Source organism: Pedobacter sp. UC225_65 (genome assembly GCF_042698365.1).
Classification (GTDB): domain Bacteria; phylum Bacteroidota; class Bacteroidia; order Sphingobacteriales; family Sphingobacteriaceae; genus Pedobacter.
In genome coordinates, this window is record NZ_CP170550.1 from 2,599,136 (window position 1) to 2,613,104 (window position 13,969).

At 40.5% G+C, this 13,969-nt stretch carries 13 protein-coding genes; 7 read left to right on the plus strand and 6 right to left on the minus strand.

Going from position 1 to position 13,969, the window contains the following annotated elements:
• Positions 1 to 41: 41 nt before the first annotated feature.
• From ACFJIZ_RS13610 to ACFJIZ_RS13620, 3 genes are read right to left on the minus strand one after another with little or no spacing between them, the layout of a single operon-like run.
• A complete protein-coding gene (locus tag ACFJIZ_RS13610; protein ID WP_379084927.1) occupies positions 42 to 2,411 on the minus strand; it encodes a TonB-dependent receptor domain-containing protein in 2,370 nt (789 codons plus the stop codon).
• Between the two features lie 44 nt (positions 2,412 to 2,455).
• Positions 2,456 to 2,617, minus strand: coding sequence for a hypothetical protein (locus ACFJIZ_RS13615; RefSeq protein ID WP_379084930.1), 162 nt, complete (start codon positions 2,615 to 2,617; stop codon positions 2,456 to 2,458).
• Entirely contained in the window at positions 2,611 to 3,375 is a 765-nt protein-coding gene (locus ACFJIZ_RS13620) for a carboxypeptidase regulatory-like domain-containing protein (RefSeq protein ID WP_379084933.1), read from the minus strand. The genes ACFJIZ_RS13615 and ACFJIZ_RS13620 overlap by 7 nt, the downstream gene beginning before the upstream one ends.
• A 460-nt stretch (positions 3,376 to 3,835) precedes the next feature.
• Between ACFJIZ_RS13620 and ACFJIZ_RS13625 the strand changes: the two genes are divergently transcribed.
• The 4 genes from ACFJIZ_RS13625 to ACFJIZ_RS13640 are packed head-to-tail and all read left to right on the plus strand — an operon-like array spanning position 3,836 to position 6,133.
• The gene (locus ACFJIZ_RS13625) at positions 3,836 to 4,087 is read left to right on the plus strand and encodes a carboxypeptidase-like regulatory domain-containing protein (protein ID WP_379084936.1); all 252 of its coding nucleotides are present in this window, start codon (positions 3,836 to 3,838) and stop codon (positions 4,085 to 4,087) included.
• Positions 4,075 to 4,266, plus strand: coding sequence for a hypothetical protein (locus ACFJIZ_RS13630; RefSeq protein WP_379084939.1), 192 nt, complete (start codon positions 4,075 to 4,077; stop codon positions 4,264 to 4,266). Before ACFJIZ_RS13625 ends, ACFJIZ_RS13630 begins: the two co-directional genes overlap by 13 nt.
• A gap of 56 nt (positions 4,267 to 4,322) precedes the next feature.
• Complete coding sequence (locus tag ACFJIZ_RS13635; RefSeq protein WP_379084942.1) at positions 4,323 to 5,384, plus strand: sensor histidine kinase; 1,062 nt, start codon at positions 4,323 to 4,325, stop codon at positions 5,382 to 5,384.
• A 5-nt stretch (positions 5,385 to 5,389) separates the two neighbouring features.
• Positions 5,390 to 6,133, plus strand: coding sequence for a LytR/AlgR family response regulator transcription factor (locus ACFJIZ_RS13640; protein WP_379084945.1), 744 nt, complete (start codon positions 5,390 to 5,392; stop codon positions 6,131 to 6,133).
• 77 nt (positions 6,134 to 6,210) lie between these two features.
• Here ACFJIZ_RS13640 and ACFJIZ_RS13645 read toward each other — a convergent pair whose 3' ends face one another.
• The 3 genes from ACFJIZ_RS13645 to ACFJIZ_RS13655 form a co-directional block, all read right to left on the minus strand.
• A complete protein-coding gene (locus ACFJIZ_RS13645; protein WP_379084948.1) occupies positions 6,211 to 6,858 on the minus strand; it encodes a GDSL-type esterase/lipase family protein in 648 nt (215 codons plus the stop codon).
• Between the two features lie 108 nt (positions 6,859 to 6,966).
• Positions 6,967 to 8,034: an SGNH/GDSL hydrolase family protein gene (locus tag ACFJIZ_RS13650; RefSeq protein ID WP_379084950.1), complete on the minus strand. Its 1,068-nt coding sequence runs from the start codon at positions 8,032 to 8,034 to the stop codon at positions 6,967 to 6,969.
• Between the two features lie 4 nt (positions 8,035 to 8,038).
• The gene (locus ACFJIZ_RS13655) at positions 8,039 to 8,902 is read right to left on the minus strand and encodes an AraC family transcriptional regulator (RefSeq protein WP_379084953.1); all 864 of its coding nucleotides are present in this window, start codon (positions 8,900 to 8,902) and stop codon (positions 8,039 to 8,041) included.
• Positions 8,903 to 9,140: 238 nt separating this feature from the next.
• Here ACFJIZ_RS13655 and ACFJIZ_RS13660 point away from each other — a divergent pair, with 238 nt between their 5' ends.
• Genes ACFJIZ_RS13660 through ACFJIZ_RS13670 form a run of 3 tightly spaced genes read left to right on the plus strand, consistent with a single transcriptional unit; the run spans position 9,141 to position 13,942 of the window.
• Positions 9,141 to 12,311: a SusC/RagA family TonB-linked outer membrane protein gene (locus tag ACFJIZ_RS13660; protein ID WP_379084956.1), complete on the plus strand. Its 3,171-nt coding sequence runs from the start codon at positions 9,141 to 9,143 to the stop codon at positions 12,309 to 12,311.
• A gap of 18 nt (positions 12,312 to 12,329) precedes the next feature.
• The gene (locus tag ACFJIZ_RS13665) at positions 12,330 to 12,752 is read left to right on the plus strand and encodes a hypothetical protein (RefSeq protein ID WP_379084959.1); all 423 of its coding nucleotides are present in this window, start codon (positions 12,330 to 12,332) and stop codon (positions 12,750 to 12,752) included.
• Positions 12,731 to 13,942, plus strand: coding sequence for a RagB/SusD family nutrient uptake outer membrane protein (locus ACFJIZ_RS13670; RefSeq protein WP_379084962.1), 1,212 nt, complete (start codon positions 12,731 to 12,733; stop codon positions 13,940 to 13,942). The genes ACFJIZ_RS13665 and ACFJIZ_RS13670 overlap by 22 nt, the downstream gene beginning before the upstream one ends.
• The last annotated feature ends 27 nt before the right edge of the window (positions 13,943 to 13,969 follow it).

The following is a 13,969-nucleotide window of genomic DNA, read 5'->3' on the forward strand; positions in this document are numbered from 1 at the left end:
GGGAAAGCGAACTTTCCCCTTTAAATGGTCAATATTTTAAATTAGTTAAAGATATAACGGAAGCCGAACTGCATGCTATAAGTTGATGCAAAACCTACGTTGTCTCTGTAACCATTAACAACTGGGAAGTTACGATCTGTAGCAATCCTGAATGTTGGTTTTGTTGTACCACCTGGCACCAATGCAGCTACATTGGTTGGCACCAAGATAGATGATGTACCACCGCTTAACTGTGTACCCCAATATTTGTTCAACAAGTTACCAAAGTTCTGTACGTCTACACTGAACTGGATGGTATTACGTTTGCCACCAATGTTAGTGAAAAGGTCTTGTTGGAACCTGAAATCGAACTGACCGTTGAATGGTGTAATTGCACCGTTTCTTTCAGCATATTTACCTTTTCTGCCACGTAGATATTTATCTTGGTCTACGAAACGGAAGAACAGGTCGCTCTGTTGCTTAGCTGTATATGTTACCGCATCGGCACCAGTACCTACTGTTAATGGCACAAATGTAATTTCCGAAGCATCTTTAGGTACATAGATCAAATCGCCGCTTACGCCATCTCTGTTGATATCTGTTGAGTAGGTATAAGAGCTACGTCCGTTAGAACCATCATAAACCAAGGTCAATTGTGTACCTAAGTGTTTGATAAATTCTTTGCGGAAATAAATCGAAGCAATGATACGGTCTGGCGAAACGAAACCTGAGTAACCCAACACTGGTTTGTTTGCTCCATCAACCGTACTTGTTCCCTGCCACGCAGATAAAGTCTGGTCTCCACTACCTTCGTATAAACTTTTTGCTGCACTTCTGATGTAAGAGATTGAAGCACCAAAACCGTTGTCGAAACGTTTGTTCAAACTTCCAGTTACCGAGTAATAATAACCTTTGTTAGCGTTGCCCAACACAATTACGTTAAACGCATCTGGTTGTTTTACGCTTGATCCACCTGGATAAACTGTTCCTCTTGGTACGGCTTGACCATTATAGATCGGGTTTAAGAATTTATCGGTAGCCGCACTTGGATAGATCATACGGTTATCTGGGTAACCTGCTACATTTAATGGTTCTGGCTCTACCAAGTTGGCATTGCGGAACAATACGGTACGTAGGTCTTTGTTATAGATACCTTCAATTGATGCTACGATACCTAAAGGTAACTTAACATCCATTGCTAAACTTGCCTTTAATACCGATGGCATTTTTAGGTTTTTATCCATTACAGTAACTGGGTTTGGCAATACGGTACCTGCAACTGGTACTGTTGTTGGGCGGTAAGCGCCAATATTAGGGTTAAATGGACCAGGCGTATTGTTCTGACCTGAATAAGTTTCGGTGATCTGTAACATACCCGCATCACCTGCTTGTGCTACGATCGATACGTTAGGGATTTTACCTGTAAAAATACCTGCACCACCTCTAAACTGTAAAGAACGGTCGCCTTTTACGTCCCAGTTGAAACCGAAACGAGGTGAAATGGCTACTCTTGATTTCGGTAGGTTACCTGTATTCAAGTGTTCTCCATTTTGGAAAGTCAATGCCGAAACCAATGGGTGTTCTTTTAAGATCTTAGGATAAGTACCTAGATCAAAACGTACACCAGCAGTTATACGTAATCTATCGCTGATAGAAATCTCATCCTGTCCGTATGCCGAGAATTGTAAAAACTTAAAGGTTGGGAATGCTTGTGCATAACCTGGAGATAATGAATAGGTTTGTGCAAACTCAATCGGTTTGGCCCCGTTTTTAAAATCATCCCAAGAGTTAAAAGTATAATAACTGGTTCCGAAACGTTGGAAACCATTTTTGGTAACGTTATAATCGGCTTGTAAACCTGCTGTAAAATTGTGTTTACCTGCAGACCAAGTCAAATAATCGTTAAAAGAGTATACTTGTACATCTCTTAAGTTGCCGTAGGTAAACGGCTCATAACCAAAAGTGGTAAATGGTGTTGGCGCCGAGTTCCCGTCTGCTTTTAAGATATCAACCAAAGGGAAAACATCACTATCCGAGCTTCTTGGATCGTTCTGGTTGGTATAAGATAAGCGTAAAGTATTCGCTACTCTACCTAAAGTACTGTTCAATTCTGCAGTAATAGAGTAAAGGTTGCTCTCTTGGTAATAGTTAGAGTTTTTGAAAGCCAAGGCAGTGTTACCTGTACGAGAACCACCACCTGGGAAGTTACCCAACGGGCTTCTTGATGTACTTACAAAAGAAGGCGCTTTGGTTTTTACATAACTACCACGGATGTTGAAACGGTTTTTGCTGTTGATGTTCCAATCGAAACGGGCCAAAAGGTTTGTTCTTTGTGTTTCTGAAGCATAGCCTTGATAGATACCTGGATCGTAACCGTAGGTTGTTTTTAAGTAGTTGCTGATCTCGTCTAGTTCTGCAACGGTTGGGCGCACTACGTTTGGAATACCTGAATTATAAGGTGCACTTGGTGTAGCCGCTAATCTGGTTTGACCCGGTCTAACTTGATCTTCTCGCTCTGCGTTAAAGAAGAAGAATAATTTGTTTTTGATGATCGGGCCACCAACTCTAGCACCAATTGTTTTGTACGATTGGTCTGTTGGATCGGCCAGTTCTGGATAATTCTGTACTTTTTTACCAATCTGGTTCTGGTTTCTGAAATAAGTATAAGCAGGATCCAGAAAATTCGTTGTTACCCGAACGGGTTACCGCATTGATCGATCCACCGATAAAACCTGATTGTTTTACATCATAAGGTGTAACGTTAACCGAAATGGCCTCTAATGCATCGATAGAAACCGGATTACCATTACCTGGTAGGTTGTTACCAATACCAAAGTTGTTGTTAAAATCGGCTCCATCTACCGTAACGTTGTTCTGACGAGAGTTACCTCCACCAATAGTAGTACCATTGGCTTGTGGCGTAAGTCTGATCAAATCATTTAAGCTACGGGTTAAGGTAGGTAATGCATTGATCTCTGCTTTGGTCAAGTTGGTAGATGTACCCGTACGACTGGCATTTAACATCGAATTTTTACCATTGCCTTTTACCGCAATCTCGCTCAACTGTGTACCAGCCACTTCCATGGTAAGGTTAAGCAGGTAAGGATCGCCCAAGGCAATATTGATGTTCTCTACCGTTTTTGGTTCTTTACCTACATAGGTAAACTGGATCTTGTATGGACCTCCAGGACGTAGGTTTGGAAGTGTAAAGCGGCCATCTTGGTTACTACTTGTAATGTAGGTAGTACCAGATGGGGTATGAGTAGCCTTAATGCTAACTCCAGGCAGGATTTCTTTGCCCTCTCTAATGGTTCCTGTTATGCTTCCTGTGGTTACCTGGGCATGTACACCCAATGCAGAAAACAACAGTAATAGATAAGTAAATAATTTCTTCATGTTGCTTTTTAATATTTGAACTCTGTTTCACATCATCCTACATGGACGATTTCAGGGGTCAAAGTTCTCTTAGCGAGATAAAGCAAATATTACCTATCAGTTAAAGAAAGCTTAATGATGTATAATCACTGTTACACTTAGTCCCAATGAAAATAAACCCATAAATAGCTGCATTTTAAGCTATTATACACAAAAGCATTGGTAGCGCATTAAAGTAACGCATCGTCTGTTAAACTAAAACCAATTAAAGGTTATCCTTATGTTTAACTAAAATGAAATTATTGAAATCAGATCTTATCCACAGCGCACAGTCTTATAAATCGATTGCATAAGACTTGCCTCTAATTTAATCCGTAAAGTTCAACCGTTCGTATTTCGTTTGCTACCGCTCGTCGGTATTGTCTTTATAATACCTATCCTACGCTGCAATTTTGGACTATCAACCTAAAATAGCGTATACATGAAAACAATCTTTACTCTTCTTCTCTTCACCAGCAGCCTTGTGCTAAATGCGCAGACCCATATCAGTGGCACCCTTAAAGGCAACAATGGCGAAATCATTGCTTGTGCAAATGTGGTTTTGGCCAATACGTACGATGGAACATCTACAGATTCTGTAGGCAGATTTAAGTTCAACACCAGCGAAACTGGCAAACAATTGCTCCGTTTTACAGCAGTGGGCTACAAAACTGATAGCTTATGGGTAATATAGAAGGCAAGGATATTGTATTGACGGCACAACTTAAACAAGCGGTTAACGAGCTGAATGTGATTACGATCAGTGCAGGAACTTTAGAAACTGGCGATAGCAAAAAAGATACTGTTATAAGTTCTTTAGATATTGCCACCACTGCCGGAGCTGTAACTGATATTGTTGCTCCAACTCATTAAATTGCCATATTTTAATGGTAAAATTGCCTAAAAGCAATTACCTTAATGCCTACAACATGACAAAGAAGATAATAGCCATCAAAGAGCGGGGATTTTTATACGTTAACATCAAATATGGTGTAATCGGTATTGCGGTTGGCACTGTAATGAGCTTGTTTGTGGCCATCTTTAACAGAAACAGCATCTCTATTGAGGATGCCTTGATCAATGTGCTTTATAGTTTGTTGATCACCTTGGGCATTGCCAATGTGGTAGCCATCTACCAATGTTATTATAGTCCAGGCAATATCAGCTTTTGGAAATTCATTTTGGGTTATTATGCTTGTAATTTAGTGGGGATGGTAATTGGTATGGAAACTGCAAATGTTATTGTTTCCTTGCTATACAATTTCGATATCCATTTTTTTAGATGGGAATATTATGGCACTACCTCTGCCATTGTAACCGTTGTGGGTACCTTGATCTTATTTTATCATCTACAGAAGATCAATGCCGAGTCTATTTTACGGGCCAGAGAAATGGACCTGGTTAAATTAGACCAGTTGAAGACACAAGCTGAACTACAGGCCTTACAATCGAAGATCAACCCGCATTTTTTATACAATGCTTTAAATTCTATCGTGAGTTTGATCCATGAGGATGCCAACAAGGCTGAAGAGATGACCTTGAAACTTTCCAAGCTTTTTAGGTACAGTATCAACACCATGCAAGAAAACTATTGTACGATAAAGGAAGAGGTAGAAATCCTAAATACCTATCTGGATATAGAAAAGGTGCGCTTTGGCAATCGAATTCGTTTTTTGATCAGCGTACCTGCAGCGCTAGAAAACCAACTGATCCCGCGTTTTTTATTACAGCCTTTGGTAGAAAACTCGTTAAAGCATGGTTTAAAGGATATTCGAGACCATGGGGAAATGAAGGTAATCATTGTATCAAATGGACCGAGGATAGAAATCTCCATCTATGATAATGGCATCCCTTTTCCTGAAGAGCTAATTGCGGGTTATGGGCTACAGAGCACTTTTGATAAACTTAAACTACTGTATAAAGATGAGTACGACCTACAGCTCAACAACAGCCCAACCAAACACATTAAAATTTCAATCCCCTTAACTTAACCGCCATGTGGAAGACCATAATTATTGATGATGAGCAATTGGCACGCCAACGCATAAAACGTTTGTTGGCGCAGTACGATGAAGTAGATGTAGTTGCGGAAGCCGAGAATGGAGCGGAAGGTTTGGAATTGATCCAACTGCACCAGCCTGACCTTATTTTTCTGGATATAGAAATGCCTATTTTAAATGGTTTTGAAATGTTAGCGAAGCTGAGTAACCCACCAAAGGTTGTTTTTACCACCGCATACGATCAATATGCCATTAAAGCTTTTGAAGAGGGCTCGATAGATTATCTGCTTAAGCCTATTGAGACCGAAAGGTTGGACAAGACCATTAAGAAACTCAAACAGACTGCACTTTCTGCACCTCAGTTGCCCATTGAAGAGTTGATTCGGCAGATCCAAGGTAAAAAGACGATCAAGACCTTAACTGTAAAGCTAGGCGATAAGATCTTGTTGATCAAATTAGAAGACATTGTACATGTACAGGCCGAAGACAAATATGTGTTTCTGCATACCAGTGATGGCAAAAAACATCTAACGGATTATACTTTAGCCGTATTGGAAGAAAAGTTACCGGAAGAATTTTTAAGAATCCACCGAAGTGAAATGATCAATACCGATTACATTAAAGAAATCAGAAAAGGTTTTAATGGTGCATTGATCTTTGTGTTGAACACTGCCAATGAAACCCGAGTAACTTCTAGCCGCTCCAATAGCGAAGCCTTACGCTTAAGGTTTGGGATTTAACAAACAAGCCTATATGTTCTATGTACCTATGTAGTCAAAAAACAAATTGATAAACCACATAGGTACATAGAAAATTCTTACTTCAGATAAGGTTCCATTATTTTTTGCCAAATGGCATAACCTTTTGCATTCATATGCAGGTTGTCTTTTAAAAAGATATCTGTCATGATGGTTCCATCTGGGTTAAACATGGCATTATAGGTATTTACAAACTTTACCTTTTTCATCTTCTTCACCATTTTGGCAATCATTCCGTTGGCTTCCACCATTTGTGGCATATACTTCTCTCTTGATGGGCTTGGCTTGATAGAAATATATACCAAAGGTACTTTCGGATATTTTGTTCGGATCAGTTCAATCAATTGTTTTACACGGTCTACTACAATCTGCGGCGTAGCACCTCCAGTAAAATCATTCTCGCCACAGTAGATCACAATCTGCTTCGGATCATAAGGGAAGACAATATCTGGTACATAATTGATTACATTTGGCAGGGAAGAACCTCCAAAACCACGATTGATAATCACATGGCCAGGGAAATAAGTCTGCACATCTTTCCAATTGGTAAAGGTAGAACTGCCAATAAATAAGATGGCCTTTTTAGGTGGAAACTTGATGCTGTCTTGTTTTTTAAAATTTCGGATCTCATTGTAAAATGGAGCATCTTGCGCTTTTAGTGAGATAAAAGCGATTAAAAAAAGTAAAATGAGGGATAACTTCTTCATTGTATTGATTTGATAGGGTTATTAATTTGATTGCAAATTAGTGAAAGTGGTTTTATAGGGTAAAGGTCTTTTTGTAACGCAGGTTTGGCTTTTTATGTATCATGCGCCTTACCATTTCATTGTTTTTTTAAGGTAAGCGGTCAGTTCCGTAGCGATTTCTTTGTGTTCTGCCAAAGAGGGATGGCCGCCACAACCCTTGTTAGCTTGTTTGGAGAAAACATACATCCCGATATTTTGGTCGCCGGCTTTGTTCAGCTGCCTTTTTACTGCTGTAATGTATTTTGTTAAAGCTGCTTTTAATTCTTTACTCGCCATTGGACTGGTTAAAAAAACCAATTTGGCCTTGGGATAATACTTGCGTAGCGTTTTAGCAAAATTTAAATAGGCCCCACAAAAAGCAGTAGAATCCTGTATGCCATCATTCTGTCCTAAACAAACCGTTACTACATCTGGTTGATAACGGTTAAAATCCCATTTGAGGGTATCTTTGGCCAAGCTTGTCTGACCAAAAACATCTGGCATTATCACTTTTTTATCGCAACAACTATGCATCAACCCAATGCCAGAAACTGAAGATAGATGCCATTGTGCATCCAAAGTACGTGCCGTTGTAGGGCCATAGGCAAACCAAGCATTGTGCTGGTCATGCCATTCGCCCTTACCACAGGGAATCTCACTTTCGTCGCTACCTGCGCCACAGGTAATCGAATCGCCAATAAACTCTATTTTACGCTTAGGTTTAGCTGGTGGTGGCAATAATTTATCGCAAGAGAACTTTACAAATTCAATATACCCATTTTCGGCCTCCGAGTTTTTGCAGATGGTCATCACATGTTCTCCTGCTGGCAGGTCTTTGGCCAATACCAAGTTGTTCACTTTTTCTTTCAACTGGATACGGTAGGCAGGTCGGTCATCAATTTTGATTTCCAAGTAGTTCAATACCTTGCCCCAAACCATCTGGTCGTTCAGTTGTGCCCAAAAAGAAGTGCCACTAAATTTGATGGTAACATAAGCTCCAGAGGCCCAAACCTTAGGCTTGTCGGCATTAGAAAAATCTACCCTACCCGTATATTGAATGTATTGATGGTTGGCATTAAAAAAAAGTTCTGTCTTCTTTTTAGTAAAGGCAAAACAACTGATAGACAGTAACAGTACGAAATAAAAGATCCTTTTCATATACTTAAACAAAAACACGGTGACCGGAAAGATTATCTCTAAACTCTTTCGGGGTACAGCCCTTTTTCTTTTTAAAAATGCGGTTAAAATTAGAGATGTTGTTGAAGCCACAATTGTAGGCTACTTCTGCCACGGCTTCAGTGGTGTCTATCAACTTTCTGGAGGCGTGACCCAACCTGATTTCAATCAAGCTATCGATAAAACTGATGCCTGTTCTGCTTTTGAAAAACCTACTAAAAGACACCTCTGTCATGTTGGCTATTCGGGCAACTTCGGCCAAACTTACCTGTTTATCGAAATTGAAGTTGATGTATTCCATTACCTTTTCTACACGCCTGCTGTTATAAGAAAATTCGGCATTGCTGAAAGTAGAATCAGAAAGGGTGCGCATGTTTCTGGAAGTAGAAAGATCATGCAGGATAGACATCAGTTCCAATACTGAATCAAAACCATGTTTCTTGTTCAGTTTTACCAATCGAGGCCCAATGGTCTGTGCTGTCTCTTTCGAAAACAGGATGCCACATTTCGACTTTTCGAACATCTCCCTGATTACACGCAATTGGTTGCGTCGTAGAAATTTTTCATCAAACAGGTCTTTATGGAATTGGATGGTTACCTCATGGATCTCTTGCCCACTCAGCTTATGCGTTTCCCACACATGGGGTAAGTTAGAACCAATCAACACCAGTTCTATCTCTCCAATTTCTTCAATATGATCGCCAACTACCCTCCTGGCTCCAGTAGCATTAGAGATAAAGTTCAGTTCCATCTCTTCATGGTAATGCAAGGGAAAGTCGAAATCTTGTTTCTTTCTTTCGAAAATAGTGAAACAATCGCTGTTGGTTAGTGGTGTTATTTCCTTTATCATATTTGCCTACACGGTAAATGAATAAATAATATCAATAAATAGGATAAAATAATATCAGTCATCAAATATATAACAAGTCCAATGGATTTGCTAATTAAAATAGTTTAGACAATGTTAAAGTGCCTTAATTTTAAAAATAAAGAATGTTAAAGCGATAAAAATATTATAAATGGATAAAATAGTATTATTTTGTGCATCGCATTGACTACTACTTTTGAGTAAACCAAATAAACCGCTTATGCTTAATAAACTAACCACTAATTTATTGGCAGTACTTGTATGCCTGTTATCCATTACCCATTGCTTTGCCCAAGACAAAAAGATCACGGGCAAAGTATCTGATGAGAGTGGAACTCCGCTTGCTGGTGTTTCAGTCCGCATAAAAGACACCAAATCGGCCACCAATACCGACGTCAATGGAAATTTTATGATCAGTGCCTCAAACAGCCAAATCATTGTGTTTTCATTTCTCGGAACGGAAGAACAAGAGTTCAATATTGGCAACAAAACCTCATTCAATATTACCTTAAAATCTAAGAGCACTACGCTATCTGATGTGGTAATTATTGGCTATGGTTCTGTTAAAAAAGCAGACCTAACAGGATCGGTTGCCAGAATTGAGCGAGAAGACCTGATCAAAGATGGTCCGATCAACATCTTACAAGCCTTACAAGGAAAAATTGCAGGCGTAAACGTTACACAGAACGACGGTTCGCCAGGCGCAGGTTTAAGTATCAAAATCAGAGGATCAAACTCTTTCTTGGGTGGCACAGAACCACTTTATGTAATAGATGGCATCCCTTTTAACAACTCAAGCTCTGGTTCTACACCAATGTCTATCGGTGAAGATGAGAAACAGACCTTAAATGCCATGTCGTTTATCAATCCTAGCGATATAGAAAGTATCGACATCTTAAAAGATGCTTCTGCAACCGCCATTTATGGTTCTCGTGGTGCAAACGGTGTCGTATTGATTACCACCAGAAAAGGGAAAAGTGGTAGAGACAGAGTGGAGATGAACGTTACAACCGGAATGGCTGAAGTTTCTAAAAAACTCGATGTGCTCAATGCCTCAGAATATGCGGCCTACCAGAACCTGGCCTATACCAATTCTAACAAATATACTGGTACAAACTATAACATCCCCTATCCAGGCGCACAGGTACCAGATCCATTAAACCCAGGAAAGACCTATTATTCAAAAGGCCCACAAGATTATGTTGGCAATACCAACAACTGGCAAGACCAGATCTTCCGTCGTGGGATCTATCAAAATTATTCGGTTAACATTTCTGGTGGTAGCGACATCGGCAACCACAGCATTACCTTCAACTACCTAGACCAAGAAGGTACCATTTCAAACTCAGGCTACAACAAATTAGGCTTAGGTTTAAACTTGGGCAGAAACATCAGCAAAACCTTTAAGATAGGCACCAGTACTTCGTTTTCGAGTACCACCACCAATGGTGTAAAGACAGGCACCGACAAATCTGATGCGGCAAGTGCAGGTGTAATCCGTTCGACCATTACCTTCCCTTCAACCTTAAGCGATCCAGCAGTTTATGATGGTGTGGGCGATGCTTTTATTACCAATCCTTACATCTATGTAAACGATGTACTGAACAAGGTAAAAGGCTTAAACATCTTCTCTTCAAGTTATTTGGAGGCCAGCTTTTTAAAAGATTTTAAATTTAGACAGAACATCGGTTTCAGTTATGCTTCTAGCACCAGAGACCAATATTATCCACGAAGTGTATACGAAGGTTTCGCCGTAAAAGGCTGGGGCTTAAAAGCCGACAACCTATGGAACAGCGGAACTGCAGAAAGTATCTTAACCTATAACAAAACCATAGGCAAACACAGCTTAAATGTGATGGGCGCTGGAACTTTTGAACGTACCAATGGCAACAGCAAAAGAGCCGAAGCTAAAACCTTCCCTAACGACGCGCTACAGAATGAAAATTTAGCTGCTGGCGAGGTAGTTCTTCCCATTATTTCATCGCGCTACCAATCTACATTGATTTCTTTCTTGGGACGCGCAAATTATACTTTCGACGACCGTTATCTATTGACGCTCTCTTACCGTCAAGATGGTTCAAGCAAATTTGGCAAGAACAATAAATGGGCAGGTTTTTCTTCGGCTGCTTTGGCCTGGAAATTATCTAACGAGAATTTCATCAAGGACATCAAAGAAATCAGCGACCTGAAGATCCGTGCAAGTTATGGCCAAACCGGCAACCAAGGTATTGGAAGTTATGCTTCTCTTGCCAAACTTAGCGTATACAACTATCCATTTGGTGGTGCTGTTCAAACAGGCTTGGCCAACGACCTTTATTCGGGCCCGGCCAACGAAAAGCTAAAATGGGAAACCACTACAGCCTACAATTTGGGCTTGGATTTAGGCATGTTCAACAACAGGTTAGGCCTGCATGTAGAAATGTACAAGAAAATAACCGATGATCTTTTACAGAACCTGATCATCCCTTCTTCTACTGGCTTCCAAACCAAATTGGTAAACTCTGGATCGATACAGAACAGAGGTTTAGAGCTTACGTTAAATGGAACCATTGCCAAGAACAAAGATTTTGAGTGGAACTCTAATTTCAACATCTCTTTTAACAGGAACAAGATCTTGAGTTTAAGTCCTGATGTAAAAGAACAATATGGCAGAAACATCTCTACAGGCGATGCACCATTTATCCAAACTGTAGGCATGCCCATTGGCGCTTTATATGGCTATGTTGAAGATGGCTATTACGACAATGAGGCTGAGGTTAGAAATGACCCTGCCTACACCAATCAGGGAGATGCAATTATCTTAAGGACAATTGGCGAGATCAAATACAAAAACCTAGATGGCGACCCAACCAACATCTCGCAAACAGACCGCACTTTTATTGGTGATGTAAATCCTGATTATACTTTCGGTTTCATCAACAATTTCAGATACAAAAGTTTCGACCTGAGCATTTTCATCAATGGTGTACAAGGAAACGACATCATCAACATGAACACCAGATTTAATGGCAACTTGGGCACCAACAAAAACATTACGCAAGAAATGGCTGATGGTGCTTGGGCACAAGGCAAAGACAATACCAATGCAACCGGACCAAAGATCATGCGCCAGTTCTTCAGGAACCAATTGTTTAGCAGAAGATTTGTTGAGGATGGCAGTTTTGTAAGGATCAAGAACATTACCCTGGGGTACAATGTTCCGATGCGCTCTAAAACCATTTCGGCATTAAAGGTCTCTGTTGGGGTAAACAACCTGTTCACCTTCACCAATTATTCTGGTTACGACCCAGAAATCAACAGCTATGGAGATAATCCCGCTTTGTTTGGTGTAGACCTTGGTGGTTATCCAAATTCAAGAACTTATAACCTGTCTTTACGTTGCAATTTTTAACCTTATTAAAAATATAATATGAAAGCGATTTCAAAATATTTTATAGCATTTGTTGCGGGTAGTTGTCTATTGACAAGCTCTTGCAAAAAAGCACTAGAAGAAAAGCCCTACTCGTTTTACTCACCAGAAAACTTTTATAAAAACGAAAGTGATGCGAAGGCCGCGATCAATGGTGTGTACAACGAACTTTATACTTACGACCTTTACATGCAACCATTCTGGAACATGACGATCTTGGATGATGACCATGTTTCTGGAGCAGATTGGTTTTTGGGCACTACAGGGGCTGGTAACCCACAAGCCTATTTTGGTTGGGACAGACCTTGGGTAGGTTGTTATGCCATTATTGCCCGCGCAAATACCGTATTGGAAAACGTGGTCAACATAACCGATATTGATCCGACATCAAGAACAGAATCTTGGGCGAAGCCTACTTTTTAAGAGGTTGGGCCTATTTTCAATTGGTGCAGTTATATGGTGGCGTACCACTTCGTTTAAAATCTTTATCGGCAGAAAACCCCGAAACCAATGTACCGCGTGCCTCTGTAAAAGACAGTTATGCACAGGTAATCAGCGACCTTAAAGCCGCAGAGACCAAATTGCTACCCTTAGGACATGCAAAAGTTGGCGAAGCAGGTAGGGTTAACCAAGGTGTAGCCAAAGCAGTTTTGGCCAAAGCCTACCTAACCATGGCCTCTGGTTCTTTAACAGGCAATTTAACGGTAAGAGGTGGCACAGACAACGGATATTACACTTATGCAAAAACAGTAGTTGCTGGCCTAGAAGGCTTGGATAGCAAAGCTTATTATACTTTGGCAAGAGACAAAGCCGCAGAAGTGATGACCAGTAATTTATACAGCTTAACCCCAAGTTGGAAAGACCTATGGAGCATTGCCGGCAGAAACTCTAAAGAGCAGATGTGGGAACTACAGTCTTTAGCCGGTACCGCTTTTGTAAACAACTTAAGCGCTTATTTCTCGGCCAGATCAACCTTTGGTCAAGGTGCCGTATGGACTACCAACAACCATTATAGCGATTATGAGGATGCAGACAAAAGAGTATTAGATGGTGTAACACATAATTATACTACTTTACAGGGAACCAATATCTTCTACCCTTCGTGGCAAGCTGCTTTGTACAAAGTTGTAAACGGGGTGAATTACAACAACACGGGTACCACTGGTGCTGAGCGTGCCTATGTGATCAAATACAGCGCCGTAGCAGATCCAACGGTAGCCAATAGCGATGCCTTTTTCCCACTAGTGCGTTATGCCGATGTAATATTGATCTATGCCGAAGCAGAAAATGAAATCAATGAGGCTTCTACTCAAGCTTACGATGCTTTGAACACCATCCGTACCAGGGCAAGTGCTACGCCTGCACCAACGGGGATGAACAGAGAACAGTTTAGAAGCTTTGTTTTGGCAGAAAGGGCCCGCGAATTTAACCTAGAGGGTATTAGACGTTTTGACCTGATGCGCATGGGCGTTTACCTACAGGTAATGAACAAGATCAGTACCGGTCAGAACAGCATCTCTAAAGTTAGGTCGCTGAAGAACTTATTGCTGCCACTGCCCTTAAACGAACTCAATTCTAATACAGCGATCAAAGGCAATAATCCTGGCTGGTAAAATTGATATATTTATTCAATCATGACT

Coding starts and splice junctions, on each gene's coding strand:
- ACFJIZ_RS13645 (WP_379084948.1), bottom strand. CDS start 6,858: ATGAAGAAGTTATCCCTCATTTTACTTTTTTTAATCGCTTTTATCTCA.
- ACFJIZ_RS13620 (WP_379084933.1), bottom strand. CDS start 3,375: ATGAAGAAATTATTTACTTATCTATTACTGTTGTTTTCTGCATTGGGT.
- ACFJIZ_RS13665 (WP_379084959.1), top strand. CDS start 12,330: ATGAAAGCGATTTCAAAATATTTTATAGCATTTGTTGCGGGTAGTTGT.
- ACFJIZ_RS13650 (WP_379084950.1), bottom strand. CDS start 8,034: ATGAAAAGGATCTTTTATTTCGTACTGTTACTGTCTATCAGTTGTTTT.
- ACFJIZ_RS13655 (WP_379084953.1), bottom strand. CDS start 8,902: ATGATAAAGGAAATAACACCACTAACCAACAGCGATTGTTTCACTATT.
- ACFJIZ_RS13630 (WP_379084939.1), top strand. CDS start 4,075: ATGGGTAATATAGAAGGCAAGGATATTGTATTGACGGCACAACTTAAA.
- ACFJIZ_RS13640 (WP_379084945.1), top strand. CDS start 5,390: ATGTGGAAGACCATAATTATTGATGATGAGCAATTGGCACGCCAACGC.
- ACFJIZ_RS13625 (WP_379084936.1), top strand. CDS start 3,836: ATGAAAACAATCTTTACTCTTCTTCTCTTCACCAGCAGCCTTGTGCTA.
- ACFJIZ_RS13635 (WP_379084942.1), top strand. CDS start 4,323: ATGACAAAGAAGATAATAGCCATCAAAGAGCGGGGATTTTTATACGTT.
- ACFJIZ_RS13660 (WP_379084956.1), top strand. CDS start 9,141: ATGCTTAATAAACTAACCACTAATTTATTGGCAGTACTTGTATGCCTG.